General features: G+C 69.9%; 11 protein-coding genes. 7 read left to right on the top strand and 4 right to left on the bottom strand.

The genetic code is table 11. The annotated features are described in order from the left end of the window. Positions 1-324 precede the first annotated feature (324 nt). The gene (locus HMJ39_RS14480) at positions 325-504 is read left to right on the top strand and encodes a PLDc N-terminal domain-containing protein (RefSeq protein ID WP_161384474.1); all 180 of its coding nucleotides are present in this window, start codon (positions 325-327) and stop codon (positions 502-504) included. A 53-nt stretch (positions 505-557) separates the two neighbouring features. Here the strand turns inward: HMJ39_RS14480 and HMJ39_RS14485 are convergent, their stop codons facing one another. Beyond that, on the bottom strand, positions 558-1,046 hold the full coding sequence (locus HMJ39_RS14485; protein WP_194297840.1) for a hypothetical protein: 489 nt from the start codon (positions 1,044-1,046) through the stop codon (positions 558-560). Positions 1,047-1,077: 31 nt separating this feature from the next. Next, positions 1,078-2,529: a phospholipase D-like domain-containing protein gene (locus tag HMJ39_RS14490; RefSeq protein ID WP_161384476.1), complete on the bottom strand. Its 1,452-nt coding sequence runs from the start codon at positions 2,527-2,529 to the stop codon at positions 1,078-1,080. Positions 2,530-2,906: 377 nt separating this feature from the next. On the opposite strand from HMJ39_RS14490, the gene HMJ39_RS14495 reads away from it, so the two are divergent. Next, positions 2,907-4,262 (top strand): KamA family radical SAM protein, encoded by a 1,356-nt coding sequence (locus HMJ39_RS14495; protein WP_194297841.1) that lies wholly within the window; start codon positions 2,907-2,909, stop codon positions 4,260-4,262. Positions 4,263-4,279: 17 nt separating this feature from the next. On the opposite strand, the gene HMJ39_RS14500 is transcribed toward HMJ39_RS14495, so the two are convergent. Next, positions 4,280-5,689, bottom strand: coding sequence for an aminotransferase-like domain-containing protein (locus HMJ39_RS14500; RefSeq protein ID WP_194297842.1), 1,410 nt, complete (start codon positions 5,687-5,689; stop codon positions 4,280-4,282). Positions 5,690-5,870: 181 nt separating this feature from the next. On the opposite strand from HMJ39_RS14500, the gene HMJ39_RS14505 reads away from it, so the two are divergent. From HMJ39_RS14505 to HMJ39_RS14525, 5 genes are all read left to right on the top strand, one after another. After that, entirely contained in the window at positions 5,871-6,650 is a 780-nt protein-coding gene (locus HMJ39_RS14505) for a LysE family translocator (RefSeq protein WP_194297843.1), read from the top strand. Between the two features lie 114 nt (positions 6,651-6,764). After that, on the top strand, positions 6,765-10,193 hold the full coding sequence (recC, locus tag HMJ39_RS14510) for an exodeoxyribonuclease V subunit gamma (protein ID WP_194297844.1): 3,429 nt from the start codon (positions 6,765-6,767) through the stop codon (positions 10,191-10,193). After that, positions 10,190-13,804, top strand: a complete 3,615-nt coding sequence (gene recB / locus HMJ39_RS14515) for an exodeoxyribonuclease V subunit beta (RefSeq protein ID WP_194297845.1) — start codon at positions 10,190-10,192, stop codon at positions 13,802-13,804. The genes recC and recB overlap by 4 nt, the downstream gene beginning before the upstream one ends. After that, the gene (gene recD / locus HMJ39_RS14520) at positions 13,794-15,710 is read left to right on the top strand and encodes an exodeoxyribonuclease V subunit alpha (protein WP_194297846.1); all 1,917 of its coding nucleotides are present in this window, start codon (positions 13,794-13,796) and stop codon (positions 15,708-15,710) included. Before recB ends, recD begins: the two co-directional genes overlap by 11 nt. A 242-nt stretch (positions 15,711-15,952) precedes the next feature. Beyond that, on the top strand, positions 15,953-17,029 hold the full coding sequence (locus HMJ39_RS14525; RefSeq protein WP_194297847.1) for an OmpA family protein: 1,077 nt from the start codon (positions 15,953-15,955) through the stop codon (positions 17,027-17,029). Between the two features lie 70 nt (positions 17,030-17,099). Here the strand turns inward: HMJ39_RS14525 and HMJ39_RS14530 are convergent, their stop codons facing one another. Then, entirely contained in the window at positions 17,100-17,447 is a 348-nt protein-coding gene (locus HMJ39_RS14530; protein ID WP_228462389.1) for an SDR family oxidoreductase, read from the bottom strand. Positions 17,448-17,486 lie beyond the last annotated feature (39 nt).

Below are 17,486 nucleotides of genomic sequence, written 5' to 3' on the forward strand. Positions count from 1 at the left end.
ATTTAAAAACGTTGTCGTGCATTCACCTGTCCGAGTGCTCGGAATGGAGCGAACGCGCTTTTTATGGCGCCGCTCGCCCTCCGGGCCCCGGCCTCGCGGCGGTATCCGCGAGGCGTGAACGCGGCCGGCGCTGTGCGCCGGAAGGCCCCGCGTTCACCCAACTGAGCTACCGGGGCTATCCACGAGAGAGCCTATTGTAGTGATCCGGGGCGGGGATGCCAGTCGTCGGGCTTTACCGGCTTTTACCTCCGGCGACTTTACCGGCCTGGCGGGGCGGGCTAGCGTCGGAGGGACCTTAACGACGACACCTAGGGAGAGGGAATCATGAGTAAGATATTGGGTTTGATCATTCTGGTGCTGGATATCCTGGCGATCATCAAGATCGTGCAGTCCGGCGCCAGCACCGGTGAAAAAGTGCTGTGGGTCTTGCTGGTGGTGGTGCTGCCGCTGCTGGGCCTGATCATCTGGGCGCTGTTGGGGCCCGGTTCGCCGGTTAAGAAGTAGGCGAGCGACGGCGCTACGTCGGTCCCGGCCGCGCAACGCGGCCGGGCCGGCGGTTAACCGCCGGCGGCGTTGAGCAGGGCTTGGTTGTCGCGGCTGATCAGCCAGAACAGCACGCTGGCCAGGGACACCATGAGAAACTGCATGTGTTGCTTGCGGCCGCGCAGCCAGGCTTCCGGCCAGTAGTCGCGCACCGCCGCCACCTTTTCCACCGCGAACAGTAGCATCACCGCCACTCCCATCAGCGGCGCCGCCAGCCAGGCCGGCAGAAACGGCGTGGCGCAGGCCGCCACCAGCAGCAACGAAGCCAGCGGCGCCAGGGTACGTCCCTCCCGCGCCAGTTCGGCGCCGAAATAGAGCCCCACCTGAAGCAACACATAGAGCGCCACCAGCAGATGCACGATGGGCACCCAGGGCCGGGCGGTGACCGGGTCCGGCAGCCAGATGGCGGAGGCCATGGCCACCACCACGAAGCCGTGGGCGAATTGCAGGCGCGACAGGGTGACCAGGGTGTCCGGCAGTTCCGGGGCGCGAGGCAGGCGCATCGGGGCTCCTTAATCGGGTTTCAGCGATGGTTCAGAGATAGGGTTCGAGCAAATGGGCCAGGGCGTTGCGGATGTGCCGCCAGCGGGCCATGGCGCGGAAATCCGCGTCGCTCATCGGCCGAGCCCGGTCCAGGCGCTGGTCGATCAGCACATTGGCGGTCTCCGCGAGGGGATCATCATAGCATTCCAGGTCGAATTCGAAGTTAAGGCGCAGGCTGCGCGCGTCCCAGTTGCCGGAGCCGAACTGCACCCAGTGGCCGTCCACGGTGAGCAGCTTGGTGTGGTCGAAGGGCGGCGCCGAGAAATACACTTCGGCGCCTTCCCGGGCAAGCCATTTGATGGCGTGCAGGCTGGCCCACTGCACCAGCCGCAGATTGTTCTTCTCCGGCACCATGATCACCAGGCGCACGCCGCGCAGGATAGCCAGCTGCAGGGTGGCGAGCAGGGTCTGGTCGGGCACGAAATAGGGGGTGACGATGCGGATTTCCCGTTCGGCGGCGCCGATCGCCGCCATCAGGGTCAGGCGGCGTTTGTCGAAGTCCGCGTCCGGGCCGGCGTTGATGCCCCGGGCCTGGACGCTGCCGGCGTTCAGCTCGCCGACGTAGTTGTCGTCCAGCACCTCGCCGCAGGTGAACACCCAGTCGGCGGCGAAGCTGAGCAGCAGGTGGGCCACCGCCGGCCCCTCCAGCCGGGCGTGCAGGTCCTGGATGCGCGCCGGGGTCTGGATGTAGCCGGCGCGGATGTTGGCGCCGCCGGTGAAGCCCAGGGCCCGGTCCACCACCATCAGTTTGCGGTGGTTGCGCAGGTTCATATAGGGCATGCGCCAGGGCGCCATGGAATGCAGGAAGCGCTGCACCGGCACGCCCCGGCGGCGCAGGTAGCCGGTGATCGGCGGCAGCGAGTAGAGCGCGCCGACGCCGTCCACCAGCACCCGCACCTGGACGCCGCGCCGGTGGGCGCGCACCAGGGCGTCCGCCAGGGGGCGGCCGGCGGCGTCGTTGCCGAAAATGTAGGTGGCCAGAAAAACGCTGTCGCGGGCCTGGTCCACCGCCTCGACCATGGCGTCCAGGGCCGCCGGCGCTTCCATCAACGAGACCCGGTTGCCGCCGGTGAGCGGTAGCCGGGTAAGCCGGCCCACCAGCCGCGCCAGCACCTGCAGACGGGGCGTCTGCAGCGGCGTGCCCTGCTCGGCGCCGGCGCGCAGGGCGGCGTCGATACCGCCGCCGGTGAGCTGCCGGGCGCGCCGCTGGATGCGGTTGACGCCCAGCATCAGGTAGAGCGCCGCGCCCAGCACCGGCACCAGCCACACCAGGCCGGTCCAGGCGGCGGCGGCGCGGGCGTCACGTTTGTGCTGGGCCACGTGCAGCGTCACCCAGACCGCCAGCACCACGCCGAGGGTGGCGGCGATCGCCGGCCAAAAGGTATTCAGCCAGGCCAGGCCGCGTTCCACCGGCGCGGCGATCCCGGCGACCATGTCCTGCATCTCGATCTCCTGGAAACCGGGCAAACATAACACGGATCGCCGGCTCGAACCCGGCCGCGCGGCCCCGCCGGGGCTTTTGCGCTTTGCCGGGCCAGACCGTAGAATGGCCCGCCTTGAGGAGCCGCCGCGCGATGCCCGACCGGCCCGGCCTCCTTGACCCTCCGCGTACAGTACGCGCCTTGCTCCGGACCAAGCATTACCGGAGACACACGGGAACCCCGGGTTCCCCGGCTCTCCGGAGCCCGATTCGCGCCGGTGTCACCGGCTGTCAGAAGAGATCGAACAATCACACTGGTGAAGGAGCCTCGCGCGCTCCTTAAGCGGCCAGTCTACCGGCGCGCGCCCATTGCCCGCCGGCATGATGAGGAGCGAAAACCATGTCAGAAGCCAACACGGTCATCCCGCTGCGCGAGCACCAGGAGCCGGCCCACCAGGAACCGCGCCGTTTCAAGGTGTTCACCGCCCGCCAACTGGATAAGATCACGCAGTTGGAGCGTCTCGACGAGGATACCCGCTTCGCCATGCGGGTGGTCGCCAACGTGCTGCCGTTCCGGGTCAATGAGTACGTCATCGAGGATCTGATCGACTGGGACAAGGTGCCCGAGGACCCGATCTACCAACTCACCTTCCCGCAGAAGGACATGCTCGCCCCGGAGCACTTCGACAAGGTGGCCGAGGCCCTGCGCGGCGGCGACAAGGAGGAGATCGACGCCGCCGTGGCGGAAGTGCGCGAGGCGCTCAACCCGCACCCCGCCGGCCAGATGGAACACAACATTCCCGAAGTGGACGGCGAGAAGATCGACGGCATTCAGCATAAGTACGCGGAAACCGTGCTGTTCTTCCCCAGCCAGGGCCAGGTGTGCCACAGCTACTGCACTTTCTGCTTCCGCTGGGCCCAGTTCATCGGCGACAACGATCTCAAGATCGCCGCCAAGGAAGCCGGCCAGCTCAAGCGCTACGTGCAGGCCCACCCGGAAATCACCGACATTCTGATCACCGGCGGCGACCCGCTGGTGATGAAGACCAAGAACCTGCGCGCCCACATCGAGCCGCTGCTGGAGCTGGAGCAGATCCGCACCATCCGCATCGGTTCCAAGGCCCTCACCTTCTGGCCCTACCGTTTCGTGTCCGACAAGGACGCCGACGATCTGCTGGATCTGTTCCGCGAGGTACAGGCCGCCGGCAAGCACCTGGCGCTGATGGCCCACTACAACCACTGGCAGGAACTGGAGCCGGCCATCGCCCGGGAAGCGATCCGTCGGGTGCGCGAAACCGGCGCCCAGATCCGCGCCCAGGGCCCGCTGCTGGCGCACATCAACGACAACGCCGACGACTGGGCGCGCCTGTGGCAGACCCAGGTGGAGCTGGGCATCGTGCCCTACTACATGTTCGTGGAGCGCGACACCGGCGCCCGGCACTACTTCGAGGTGCCCCTGGCCCGCGCCTGGGAAATCTACCGGGACGCCATGCAACGGGTCTCCGGCCTGGCGCGCACCGCCCGCGGCCCGAGCATGTCCAGCCATCCGGGCAAGGTGGAAATCCAGGGCATCACCGAGATCCACGGCGAGAAGGTGTTCGTGCTGCGCCTGATCCAGGGCCGCAACGCGGACTGGGTGCAGCGCCCGTTCTTCGCCAAATACAACCCGGACGCCACCTGGCTCAACCACCTGGAGCCGGCCTTCGGCGAGGACCGCTTCTTCTTCGACGACGAACTGGCGGACATGGAAGGCTGAGCGGGTGGGAGCAGGCGCTACAGCAGCGCCGCCAAGCGCGCCAGCGCCCGCTCCACCCGGTTGTCCCAGCGCACCGCGCAGTTCAGCCGCAGGCAGTGGTCGAACTTGCCGGAGGCGGAAAACAGCGGCCCCGGCGCGAAGCTCACCCCGGCGTCCAGGGCCCGCTCCGCCAGCTCCGTGGTGTTCACCCGGCCGGGCAATTCCAGCCATAGCACGAAGCCGCCAGCGGGCCGGCTGACCCGGGTTTCCGCCGGGAACAGCCCGGTGACCCGGTCGGTCATGCGCGCCACCGCCCGGGCATGCTGATCCCGCACCCGCCGTAGATAGCGGTCGTAATGGCCGTGATCCAGAAAATGCGCCAGCGCCAGTTGCGACGGCGTGGCCACCGATACGGTGTTGATGAACTGCAGGTACTGGGCCCGCTCCAGATCCAGGCCCGGCACCAGCCAGCCCACCCGCATGCCCGCCGACAGCGTCTTTGAACAGGAGGCGCAGTAGAACACCCGGCCGTCCCGGTCCCAGGCCTTGATCGGCAGCGGGCGCGGGCCGTTCAACGGCAGGTCGCCGTAGATGTCGTCCTCCACCAGGGGCACGTCGTGCTCCCCCAGCAATCGCAGCAGCGCCTGTTTGCGCTCGTCCGACATGCAGGTGCCCAGGGGATTGGAGAAGTTCGGCACCACCACGCAGGCGGCCACCGGCCAACGCTCCAGGGCCAGGCTCAGCGCCTCCAGGGACAGACCCCGGATCGGGTCGGTGGGGATCTCCAGGGCGTTCAGGCCGAGGGATTCGATCACCTGCAGCAGGCCGTAGTAGGTGGGCGACTCAATCGCCACGGTGTCGCCGGGCTTGGTCAGCATGCGCAGGGCGATGGCCACGGATTCCTGGCAGCTGTTGGTGATCAGTATCTCCTCCGGGGACACCGGGCAGCGCAGCGCCGCCAGGCGCCGGGCCAGGCCGGCGCGCAGTTCCGGGGCGCCGGGCGGGAACTCGTAGCCCACGCAGCGGCGGCGCTGCTCGCGCAGCACGGTGCGGAAGGCTCGCTCCATCTGTGCCACCGGCTGGAAATCCGGGTCCGCCACCGCCGCGCCCAGGTTGACCACCGACGGGTCGTTGACCGCCTGCACCATGCGCAGAACCCGCTCCTGGCCGGTCACCGGGCGCGGGCGGCGGCCGGCGCGGGGCAGGCTGGGCGCGTCCCGACGGGCCGGCGGCGGGCACACGAAGAAACCGGAACGGGGCCGCGCCTCCAGCACGCCACGCTGCTCCAGTTCCCGGCAGGCGCTCACCGCCGTGGCCACGCTGACGCCATGCTGTTCCCCCAGCTTGCGCACCCCGGGCAGGCGGCTGCCCACCGGGTAGACCTGGTCGCGAATCAGCGTCTGCAGCTGGTCCGCCAGTTGTTCATAGCGTTTGTCGGCGTAGGCCATGGCCACGCGCCCTCCTCGTCAATCCCCGTCACCGGCACAGTTGCCATGAATAGAAACAGCACAGTTTAAATTCATTACCAACTGTATCGGTTCAATTTCTCCATTTTATATCTGTATCGATTCACGCCGTCCACCTAGGCTGATCACTCAACCAACGAACTGACCAGGACACATGCCCGCCATGCCCTTTGAACAACTGATCGCGCTGATCGGCTTCGTGGCCGTGATGACCGGCACCCCGGGCCCCAACAACCTGATGCTGATGGCGAGCGGCGCCAACGCCGGTTTCCGCCGCTCGTTGCCGCACATTCTCGGCATCGCCTTCGGTTGCCAGGTGATGCTGCTGTGCGTGGCCCTGGGGCTGGGCTCGTTGTTGAGCCGCTTTCCCCAGGCGGTGACCGCGCTGCGCCTCGGCGGTGCCCTCTATCTGCTGTATCTGGCCTGGCGCTTGGTGCGCACCCGGCAACTGAGCGAAACGGATCGCGAGGCGCGCCCACTGACGTTCACCCAGGCGGCGCTGTTCCAGTGGGTGAACCCCAAGGCCTGGATGATGATCCTCACCGGCATGGCCACCTTTACCCAGCCGGACCGTTTCACCGCCAGCGTGATCCTGGTCGCCGGCGCCTTCCTGATCGTCGGGTTGCCTCTGATCAGCGCCTGGAACCTGTTCGGCGCGACCCTGAAGAACCGACTGCACCAAGGGCATCGCCTGACGGTGTTCAACCGGGCCATGGCGGTATTGCTGGTGGCCTCACTCTACCCCACCTTCGGCATTCAACCCGGGCTGGCCGACGACACCAGGGCCGCCAGCGCGCGGGAAGGAGCCTTCAGCGCCGGGGAAGGAGCCATCAGCGCCAGGGAAAGAGCCATCAGCGCCGAGAAAAGTGCGATCGGCGCGGATCAGGGAACCTCCGATGCCCCGGAACGGCGCCGCCCGCGCTGGTGGCTGAGCGTAATGTAAGCCGCGCCGGGTCCGTCCCGCTGAAATAATCGCCGGCGGGGCGCGCCGGTCCTTCCTCCGCCCCGCCGTCTCCCTTAGGCTTACGCCCTTGGCAACTCGTCCCAAGGAATGTCCATGCAAAACGGTTTCATGGTGCTGCACGGTAACCGGCTGGAGACACTCACCGAGGTGGTGTCGGACTGGTTACGGCGCCACCCCTTGCCGCCGCTGGCGGAGGAAACCGTGCTGGTGCAGTCCAACGGCATGGCCCAGTGGCTCAAGCTCAACCTGGCGGAGCCGGAAGCCCTGGGCATCGCCGCCGGCTTCAGTTTCCAGATGCCGGCCCGCTTCCTGTGGAGCGCCTACCGCACCGTGCTCGGCGAGGACCGGGTGCCGCGCACCTCGCCGTTCGACAAGTCACGCCTGCTGTGGCGGCTGTACCGGCTGCTGCCCACCCTGCTGCACGAGGACGCCTTCGAGCCCCTGCGTCATTTCCTGGACGACGATGGCGACGGCCGCAAGCGCCACCAGCTGGCGGAACGGCTGGCCGACCTGTTCGACGCCTACCAGGTGTACCGGGCGGACTGGCTGGCGGACTGGGAGAACGACGACGACCGCCTGCGCCGGGCGCCGGACCGCCGCGACGCCGACCCGCTGCCGCCGGGCCAGCACTGGCAGCCGGCCCTGTGGCGGGCGCTGCTCGCCGACCTGCCCGAGGACCGGCGGCACCTGAGCCGGGCGGCCATCCACGAGGCCTTCGTGGAACGCCTGGACAGCGACACGCCGCCGCCGGGCCTGCCGCCCCGGGTGCTGGTGTTCGGCATCAGCGCCCTGCCCCAGCAGGCCCTGGAGGCGCTGGCGGCGATCAGCCGTCACGCCCAGGTGCTGATGCTGGTGCAAAACCCCTGCAAGCATTACTGGGCGGACATCGTCGAGGACCGCCACCTGCTGCGCGCCCAGCTGGACGGCCGCCGCCGCCACCTGAGCGCGCCGCCGGACAACCCCGTGCACCCGCTGCTGGCCGCCTGGGGCAAGCAAGGCCGGGATTTCATCGGCCTGTTGTACGGCCACGACGACCCGGACCATTACCAGGGCGCGTTCCAGAACCAGATCGACCTGTTCCTGGACCAGGACGGCCCGCTCACCCTGCTGCGGCAACTCCAGCAGGACGTGCTGGAGCTGTCGCCCAACCCGGCGCCGGCGGAACGACCGGTGGCGGCCCCCGACGGCTCGCTACAATTCGGCGTCGCCCACGGCCCGCAGCGCGAGGTGGAGATCCTGCAGGACGCCCTGCTGGCGCGCTTCGCCGAAGACCCGGAGTTGCGCCCCCGGGACGTGATCGTGATGGTGCCGGACATCGAAGCCTACGCGCCCCACATCGACGCCGTGTTCGGCCGCCTGGAGCGCGACGACCCGCGCCACCTGCCCTATACCCTCAGTGACCGCAGCGCCGGCGCCGCCTCGCCCCTGGCCAACGCCGTGGAGGCGCTGCTGCATCTGCCGCAATGGCGCTTCACCGCCGCCGACATCCTCGACCTGCTGGACGTGCCCGCTTTGCGTGGGCGCTTCGGCATTCCGGAAAGCGCCCTGCCGCAACTGAGCCGCTGGATCGAGCAGGCCAACATCCGCTGGGGGCTGCATGAGCGCCAGCGCGCCAGCCTGGACCTGCCCGGCTTCGAGCAGAACAGCTGGGCGTTCGGCCTGCGCCGCATGCTGGCCGGCTACCTGATCGGCGACGGCCCGGCCTGGCGGGGCATCGAGCCCCTGGACGAGGTGGCCGGCCTGGGCGCCGAGCTGGCCGGCCGCCTGGCGCGGCTGCTGGACACCCTGGACCACCATTGGCGGGCGTTCCGGGAGCCGGCGCCGCCGCCTCAGTGGCGGCAGCGCTTCGGCGCCCTGCTGGACGACCTGTTCGAGCCGGAGGAGACCGACGACCAGGCCCTGGACGCCGGCCTGCGCGACGCCCTCAACGACTGGCTGGCGGCCTGCGAACAGGCGGATTTCCACACCCCGCTGCCGATCACCGTGGCCCGCCGCCCGCTGCTCGACGCCCTCAACGCGGAAAGCCTGGCCCAGCGCTTCATGGCCGGGCGCATCAACTTCTGCACCCTGATGCCGATGCGCGCCATCCCGTTCCGGCACGTGTGCCTGCTGGGCATGAAGGACGGCGACTACCCGCGCCAGCAGCAGCCCATGGATTTCGATCTGATGCGTCACTGGGGCGCGCCCGGCGACGACGGCCGCCGCCGCAGTCAGTACCGCCCCGGCGACCGCTCGCGGCGGGAGGACGACCGCTACCTGTTCCTGGAAGCCCTGCTGAGCGCCCGGGACAGCCTCTACATCAGTTGGACCGGCCGCCACGCCCGGGATAACAGCGAGCGGCCGCCCTCGGTGCTGGTGGCGCAGCTGCGCGACCATCTGGACCAGCGCTGGACCACCAACGACGGCGCCCCGATCACCGAACGGCTCACCGTGGAGCACCCCCTGCAGCCGTTCAGCGCCCGCTACTTCCACGGCCCCGGGGACGGCGAGCCGGCGCCGCCGCCCACCTTCGCCGACGAATGGGAGCCCCTGCACCGGCCGGCGCCCGCCGGCCCGGACAACGCCCCCCTGCCGGCGCCGGCGGACAGCGAACCGGTGGCCGCCGAGGCCCTGGGCCGCTTCCTCAAGCAGCCGGTGGCGCACTTCTTCCGGGAACGGCTCAAGGCGGGCCTGGAGCAGGAGCACCGGACCCTGGAGGACACCGAGCCCTTCACCCTGGACGGCCTGGATCGCTGGCAGCTCCAGGACCGGCTGCTGGAAGCGGCGCGCCGCGCCGGCGGCGACGGCTTCCAGGCCGCCCTGGCGGACACCCTGGACCACCTGGCCGGCGGCGGCGCCCTGCCCCTGGCGCCCTTCACCGAAGCCAGCCGGGAATCCCTGAGTCTGCCCCTGAACCGGCCCCTGCGCGCCTATTTCGAGAGCCTGGGCGGCACCCGCGGGCCGCTGCCCCAACGGGAAGTCACCCTGAGCCTGGACGGCCTGGCGGTGGAGGACTGGCTCACCGATCTGCTCGACGGCGAGGACGGCCCGCGCCGGCTGCTGCTGATCACCGGCGGCCTGCAAAACCGCTGGCGCAAGCTGTGCACGCCCTGGGCGGTGCACCTGCTGGCCTGCGCCGACGGGCTGGCGCTGACCACCGAGCTGGTGGCCCAGGACGGCGGCGCCGTGCTGCCACCGCTGGCCGCCGAGGCGGCCCGGGGCCACCTGGCCGCCCTGGCCCGGGGCTGGGCCGAGGGCCTGCGCCGGCCCCTGCCGGTGGCCTGCGACACCGCCTTCGCCTGGCTGGGCGGCCTGGACAAGGAACGCCACGAACGGGACGCCCGCGCCGCCTTCGAATCCGGCTTCAGCCATGTGGGCGAAGCGGACCGGGACGCCGCCCTGCGCCGCGCCTGGCCGGACTTCGATGCCCTGCTGGCCACCGAGGAGGACGGCGCGCCGGCCCTGGCGGCCTGGGCGGAACGGCTCTACCGCCCGCTGTTCGACCAGGTGCAATGGCGCCGGCCCGGGGAGGACGCCCGATGAGCGAACGCCCCCTGCCACTCACCTTTCCGCTGCACGGCACCCGCCTGATCGAGGCCAGCGCCGGCACCGGCAAGACCTTCACCCTGGCCGCCCTGTATCTGCGCCTGGTGCTCGGCCATGGCGGCGAGGCGGCCTTCCCGCGCCCGCTGCTGCCGCCGGAAATCCTGGTGGTGACCTTTACCGAGGCGGCCACGGAGGAATTGCGCGAGCGCATCCGCGACCGCCTGGCGGAGGCGGCCCGGGCCTTCGCCGGCGACCGGGCCGGCGGCGACCCGATTCTCGATGAGCTGCTGGCCGCCTACCCGGACGACGCCGACCGGGTCGCCGCCGCCCGACGCCTGGACGCCGCCGCCCAGTGGATGGACGAAGCCGCCATTTACACCATCCACGGCTTCTGCAACCGCATGCTCAAGCAGCACGCCTTCGACTCCGGCAGCCTGTTCAACCTGGAACTCAACGAGGACGCCAGCGAGGAACAACACCGCGCCGCCTGCGATTACTGGCGCACGGTGATCGGGCGCTTCCCGGCCGCCGCCGCGCCGGCCCTGCGCGGCGCCGGCCTGGACGGCCCGGAGGCGCTGCTGGCCGCCGCCCGCCCGCTGTTCGGCCATGTCGGCGCCGCCACCGAGCTGCCGGCCACGGTGCGCCACTGGCTGGACACGGCGGGCCCCCAGCGCGAGCTGGAGGATCGCGCCCGCGCCACCCTGGCCGCCGAACTGCCGGCCCTGCGCGCCTGGGTCAGCGAGGCCCTGGACAACAAATGGCTCAACGGCAACAGCTACCGGGCCGGCTCGGTGCCCGCCATGCTCGACGCCCTGGCCCGCTACGCGGAGGGTTTTCCGGGCACCGGCCGGGACGACCTCAAGGCCCTGGAGCGCTTCTCCCTGGATGGCCTGAAGCTGACCAAGGCGGGCCAGGACCGGCTGCCGGAGCTGGCCTGCTTCGAGGCCCTGCAGCGGGTGCTGGAAAGCCGCCAGGACAATGCCCTGCCCCGGGCCGCGCTGCTGGAGCACGCCGCCGCCTGGATCGAGGACCGGGTGGCGATGATGCGCCGCCAGACCGCCACCATGGGCTTCGACGACATGCTCACCCGGCTGCGCGACGCCCTGGCGGACGCGGCCAACGGCCCGCGCCTGGCGCGGGTGATCCGCGCCCAGTTCCCGGTGGCCCTGATCGACGAATTCCAGGACACCGATCCGGTGCAGTACCGCATCTTCTCCACCCTGTACGCCGGCCAGCCGGACATCGGCTGGTTCATGATCGGCGACCCCAAGCAGGCCATCTACGCCTTCCGGGGCGCCGACGTGCACACCTATCTGGCGGCCCGGTCGGACACCGAGAGCCAGCACACCCTGGACCGCAACTACCGCTCCGCCAAGGCCATGGTGGACGGGGTGAACCGCCTGTTCGAACACGGCGAGCGGCTGTCCGGGGATGTGTTCCTGATGGACGGCCGCATCCCCTTCCAGCGCGTCACCGCCGAGGGCCGCAAGGAGCACCTGGAAATCGACGGCGCCGCCCACGCCGGCGTCACCCTGTGGGTGGAGGACGACGACAAGGCGGTGAGCAGCGGCGCCTACCGGCACCGCCAGGCGGAGCGCGCCGCCGGCGAGATCGCCCGCCTGCTCAACGGCGCCGAGGACGGCCACACCGGCTTCCGCCGGGAGGACAATGTTGAATTCACCCCGCTGCGCTCCCGGGACATCGCCGTGCTGGTGCGCGACCGCAACGAGGCGGCGGCGATCCGCCAGGCCCTGGCGGCGCGCCGGGTGCGCAGTGTTTATCTGTCCGACCAGGATTCGGTGTACGCCACCCCGGAGGCGGCGGACCTGCTGCGCCTGCTGAGCGCCTGCGCGGCGCCGGAGGCGGACGCCCGGGTACGCAGCGCCCTGGCCTGCGCCACCCTGGACCAGCCCTACGCGGCCCTGGACCACCTCAACCGGGACGAGCGCGCCTGGGAGGCCATGGTCGACCGCTTCCACGGGTACAAGCACCAGTGGCAACGCCAGGGCGTGCTGCCCATGCTGCGCGGCCTGCTGCTGGATTTTCAGGTGCCGGAGCGGTTGAGCCGCACCCTGGACGGCGAGCGTTCGCTCACCAACCTGCTGCACCTGGCGGAGCTGATGCAGCAGGCCGCCGGCCAGCTGGACGGCGAGCAGGCGCTGATCCGCCACCTGCGCGAGGCGGTGGAGGACGGCGGCCGGGGCGGTGACGACAGCATCCTGCGCCTGGAAAGCGACGACGACCGGGTACGGGTGATCACCATCCACAAATCCAAGGGCCTGGAATACCCGCTGGTGTTCCTGCCCTTCATCTGCGGCTTCCGGCCGGCGGAAACCAGCAAACCGCCGCTGCGCTATCACCAGAACGGCGAACTGGTGGTCAACCTGGAACCGGACGACGCCGCCGGCGCCCTGGCGGACCGGGAACGGCTGGCCGAGGACATGCGCCTGCTCTACGTGGCCCTGACCCGGGCCCGCCACGCCTGCTGGCTGGGGCTATCGCCCTATGCCCGCGGCAACGGCAAACGCAACCAGCTGGACGGCAGCGCCATCGGCCGATTGCTGTTCGGCCCGGACGGTGTCGCCAACGACGGCCTGAGCGCCGCCCTGGCGCCGCTCGATGACGACGCCATCCGCGTCACGGCGCCGCCGCGGGACAACGACACCATTCACCGCCCCAGCGACCAGGAACGGCCCTGGCGCGGCGCCGCCCGGTTCTCCGGCCGCCGGGCGGAAACCTGGTGGATCGCCAGCTACAGCGCCCTCAAGCAGGTGGAAGACGACACCCTGGCGCCCTCCGATCCGCGCGGCGACCGGCTGGCGGAACACGACGGCGAGGCGGCGCCGGTGGCGGACGACATCGAGCCCCGGGGCATCCACGCCTTCCCGCGCGGGCCCCTGCCCGGCCTGCTGCTCCACGACCTGCTGGAGCAGGCCGGCCGCGACGGCTTCGCCGCCACCCTGGCGGCGCCGGAGGAGCTGGACCGGCGCGTCCAGGAGAGCCTGGCGGCGCGCCACTGGCAGGACCACGAAAGCATGCTCCAGGACTGGTGGCGGGCGGCGCTGCGCACGCCCTTCGACCTGGGCGGCGACGCGGCGGCGCTCGCCGACCTGCCCACGGCGGTGCCGGAAATGGAGTTCCTGTTCCCGGCCCGGCGCGTGCCGGTGGAGGCCCTGGACCGGCTGATCCGCGACCACATCGCGCCGGGCGTGCCGCGCCCACGCCTGGAGGCGGACACCCTGAACGGCATGCTCAAGGGCTTCATCGACCTGGTGTTCGAGCACCGGGGCCGCTATTACGTGCTGGATTACAAATCCAACTGGCTGGGGCCCGACGACCGCGCCTACACCCGCGACACCATGACCACGGCGATCCTGGAAAGCCGCTACGAGGTACAGTACGCCCTCTATCTGCTGGCCCTGCACCGCCTGCTGCGCGCCCGCCTGGGCCCGGACTACGACCCGGACCGGCACCTGGGCGGCGCCGTCTATGTGTTCCTGCGCGGCCTGAACAGCCCGGACGCCGGCGCCGTGTTCGAGCGCCCGGCCACCGGGCTGATCACCGCCCTGGACGAACTGTTCGTACCCGGAGGTCACGATGCAGGCTGATTTGTTCACCGCCCCCGCCTGGCGGGACGCCCTGGCGGCCCTGCGCGATCAGGGGCTGCTGCGCGACCTGGACGTGGCGGTGGCGGAATTCCTGCACCGCCAGGCGCCGGACGCGGAACCGGCGGCGCTGCTGCTGGCGGCGCTCACCAGCGGCCAGCTGGCCGCCGGCCATCTGTGCCTGGACCTGCGCGAGCCGGAGCTGGAAGCGCGGCTGTGGCCCGCCGGCCGCCCCCCGGAACTCACCGGCCTGCTGCCGGACGCGGTGGCCGACTGGGCCGCGCCGCTCGCCGGCAGCCCGCTGGTGAGCGACGCTGAAGCGGACACCGAACGGGCCCGCGCGCCCCTGGTGTTCGACGGCCGGCGGCTTTACCTGCGCCGTCACTGGACCCAGGAAAACGCCGTGGCGGAACGCATCCGCGCGCGCCTGGCGGACACCGCCGCGCCCCCCACCGGGCTGGCGGAGCGACTGCGCGCCCTGTTCCCGGACCCGCCCGGGGACGGCGAGCCGGACTGGCAGCAGGTGGCCTGCGCCCTGGCCGCCCGCGCCGGGCTCACCCTGATCACCGGCGGCCCGGGCACCGGCAAGACCACCACCGTGGTGCGCCTGCTCGGCCTGCTCCAGGGCCAGGCCATGGACGACGGCCGGCGCCTGCGCATCCGCCTGGCGGCGCCCACCGGCAAGGCCGCCGCCCGGCTCACCGAATCCATCGGCCGCCAGGTGCGGGCACTGAACGTGGACGCGGCGGTGCGCGATGCCATCCCCACCGAGGTGAGCACCCTGCACCGGCTGCTCGGCACGCGCCCGGACAGCCGCCACTTCCGCCATCATCGCCACAACCCGGTGCACGCCGACCTGGTGGTGGTGGACGAGGCCAGCATGATCGACATGGACATGATGGCCAGCCTGCTGGACGCCCTGCCCCCGGCCTGCAAACTGATTCTGCTGGGCGACAAGGACCAGCTCGCCAGCGTCGAGGCCGGCGCCGTGATGGGCGATCTGTGTCGGCGCTCGGAGCTGGGCCTGTACCGCCCCGACACCCTGGCGTTCGCCCGCGCCGCCACCGGCGCCGACCTGTCACCCTGGGCCGGCGACGGCGGCGGGCTGGCCCAGCAAACCGCCATGCTGCGCCGCAACTGGCGCTTCCAGGGGGCCCCCGGCATCGGCGAACTGGCCGCCGCCATCAACGGCGGCGACCCGGCGGCGGTGAACCGGGTGTTCGCCCGGGACCACGCCACCCTGGAGCGCCGCCGTGGCGACCACGCCCAGGATCTGGCCGCCCTGCTGCTGCATGGCGGCGCCCACGGCGAGGGCCTGCGCGCCCTGGTGGCGGACGCCGCCGGGCCCGCGCCCCACGAGGAGGAAGACCAGCGCGCCCGGGACCTGCTCACCCGTCTCACCGGCCAGCAGCTGCTCAGCGGCCTGCGCGGCGGCCCCTTCGGCGTGGACCGGCTCAACCGCCTGGTCACCGACCACCTGCGCCGCGATGGCCTGGCCGGCGACCACGACTGGTACCCGGGCCGGCCGGTGATGATGACCCGCAACGACTATCAATTGGGTTTGATGAACGGCGATGTGGGCCTGACCCTGCCGCACCCGGACGGTCTGCGCGTGGCCTTCCAGCTGCCGGACGGCCGCGTGCGCTGGGTGCTGCCCAGCCGTCTGGACGCGGTGGACACGGTCTACGCCATGACGGTGCACAAGTCCCAGGGCTCGGAGTTCGACCACGTGCTGCTGGCGCTGCCGGACCGCCCGCACCCCCTGCTCACCCGGGAGCTGATCTACACCGCCGCCACCCGCGCCCGGCGCGCCTTCACCCTGGTCGAGTATGGCCCGCCGGCGGTGCTCGACCAGGCCGTGCGCCGGCGCACCTGGCGCGCCTCCGGCCTGGCCGGAAAACTCGACTGAAGCGGCCAGCCGTTATCGCGACTGAAGTCGCTCCTACAAGACGCGGTAGGAGCGACTTCAGTCGCGAAATGGCCACGTCTCCGGCTTTAATAAAAATCCCCTTTTTTACAAAAAAATATCTTTTTATATAAAAAAACACATTCGTATATTTTCCTGTTGTTTACGTTTCTCCAACCCAATTGCTCCTGTTTTGCCTTTTAATATAGGGCTATTACGCATTCGCATTTGCAAAGGAGCTTGCCATGAATAAGTCCATGATGACCGCCGCGGTGCTTTCACCGCTGTTTATCGCCATTTCCGCCCACGCCGATGAGAATGTGCCCGACCGTTACGGTTACATCGGTGGTCACGTCAGCGAATATTTTTTCTACGACAATCAGGTGACCGGCGACGTCGATGGATTTGATGAGTCCGCCTTCCCCGGCGGCCAGATCGGCTGGCGCTTCAGCCCGAAATGGTCGGTTCAGGCCTGGTACGAGAAAAACGACGAGGTTGACCACAAGTACACCGACCGCGAATCCGAGGTGATCAACTACTACGCCAGCCTGCGGCACCACTTCGACGAAACCAGTTTCCTCGGTTTCGAACCGTACACCGGCATCAACGCCGGGGTGCAGGAGATCAACGACAACGACGAAACCCTGGCCGGCGTGGAGCTGGGCATCCAGCGCGCCCTGTTCAAACACGTACTGCTGGATCTGGGCACGCGGCACGCGTACAGCGTCGATCGGGAATTCTGGGAAGGCCAGGTGTACGCCGGCCTCAACCTGATGTTCGCGGTGAGCGGGCGGGAAACCGACAACGCGCCGCGCCAGGCCACCGACCAGCCGGAACAAGTGATCGTCGGCGACAGCGACAACGACGGCGTGCCGGACGATCGCGACGACTGCCCCGGCACCGCGCCCAACGCCCGGGTCGACGCCAACGGCTGCCAGATCTACAAGATGGTGAACGAGCAGACCATCAAGACCATCTACTTCGAGTTCGATCAGTCCGACGTGCGCGGCCAGTTCAGCGATGAGGTCCGCGACGCCGCGGAACAGTCCCGCCAGGGCGGCAAGGGCCAGATCCGCATCGAGGGCCACACCGACAGCATCGGCAGCGAGCAGTACAACCAGGGCCTGTCGGAGCGCCGCGCCGACTCGGTCAAGAAGCAGCTGATCCAGGAGTACCGCATCGACGCGGACAAGGTGGACACCCGGGGCTACGGCGAAAGCCGTCCGGTGGCGCCCAACGACACCACCGAGGGCCGCGAGAAAAACCGCCGCGCCGACATCATCGTCGAGGGTGAAAACAAGGAACCCCAGTTCAAGGAGTAACCTGAAAAGACCGTGGGAGCGGCTGGGCGGCACACCGCTTCAGCCGCTCCCACTGCTTCCTATAACGTCGCTACAGAGTACAGCCACCGTCCACGGCGATCGCCTGGCCGGTGACGTGCTCCGCGCACGCCAGATAGACCACCAGCTGCCCCATGTCCTCCGGGGTCTGCGCCACGCCCTGGGGCAGCAGCGTCTTCTGATGACGCTCCCAGGACGCTTCCTCGCTCTCCCCTTCTTCCCGCCAGCGTCCGGCCAGGCCGTTCTCGCCACGCCACATGCCGGTGCCAACGATGCCCGGGCACAGCGCGTTGACGGTGATGCCTTCCTGAGCCACTTCCTTGGCCACCGCGTTGGTGAAGCCGATCACCGCGAACTTGGACGCGGAGTAATGGGATATGATACTCTCCTTTTTGCACATACAGACTCAGTCTAGGCGGGCCCTTTGGGCCCGCCATTG

It is taken from the genome of Alloalcanivorax profundimaris (genome assembly GCF_015265435.1).
In the GTDB taxonomy this organism is placed as follows: domain Bacteria; phylum Pseudomonadota; class Gammaproteobacteria; order Pseudomonadales; family Alcanivoracaceae; genus Alloalcanivorax; species Alloalcanivorax profundimaris.

Bases quoted from the DNA above. Each gene is read 5' to 3' on its own strand.
- HMJ39_RS14495 (WP_194297841.1), top strand. From the start codon at position 2,907: ATGTCAGAAGCCAACACGGTCATCCCGCTGCGCGAGCACCAGGAGCCG.
- recB (WP_194297845.1), top strand. From the start codon at position 10,190: ATGAGCGAACGCCCCCTGCCACTCACCTTTCCGCTGCACGGCACCCGC.
- recC (WP_194297844.1), top strand. From the start codon at position 6,765: ATGCAAAACGGTTTCATGGTGCTGCACGGTAACCGGCTGGAGACACTC.
- HMJ39_RS14500 (WP_194297842.1), bottom strand. From the start codon at position 5,689: ATGGCCTACGCCGACAAACGCTATGAACAACTGGCGGACCAGCTGCAG.
- HMJ39_RS14490 (WP_161384476.1), bottom strand. From the start codon at position 2,529: ATGCAGGACATGGTCGCCGGGATCGCCGCGCCGGTGGAACGCGGCCTG.
- HMJ39_RS14485 (WP_194297840.1), bottom strand. From the start codon at position 1,046: ATGCGCCTGCCTCGCGCCCCGGAACTGCCGGACACCCTGGTCACCCTG.
- recD (WP_194297846.1), top strand. From the start codon at position 13,794: ATGCAGGCTGATTTGTTCACCGCCCCCGCCTGGCGGGACGCCCTGGCG.
- HMJ39_RS14530 (WP_228462389.1), bottom strand. From the start codon at position 17,447: ATGTGCAAAAAGGAGAGTATCATATCCCATTACTCCGCGTCCAAGTTC.
- HMJ39_RS14480 (WP_161384474.1), top strand. From the start codon at position 325: ATGAGTAAGATATTGGGTTTGATCATTCTGGTGCTGGATATCCTGGCG.
- HMJ39_RS14505 (WP_194297843.1), top strand. From the start codon at position 5,871: ATGCCCTTTGAACAACTGATCGCGCTGATCGGCTTCGTGGCCGTGATG.
- HMJ39_RS14525 (WP_194297847.1), top strand. From the start codon at position 15,953: ATGAATAAGTCCATGATGACCGCCGCGGTGCTTTCACCGCTGTTTATC.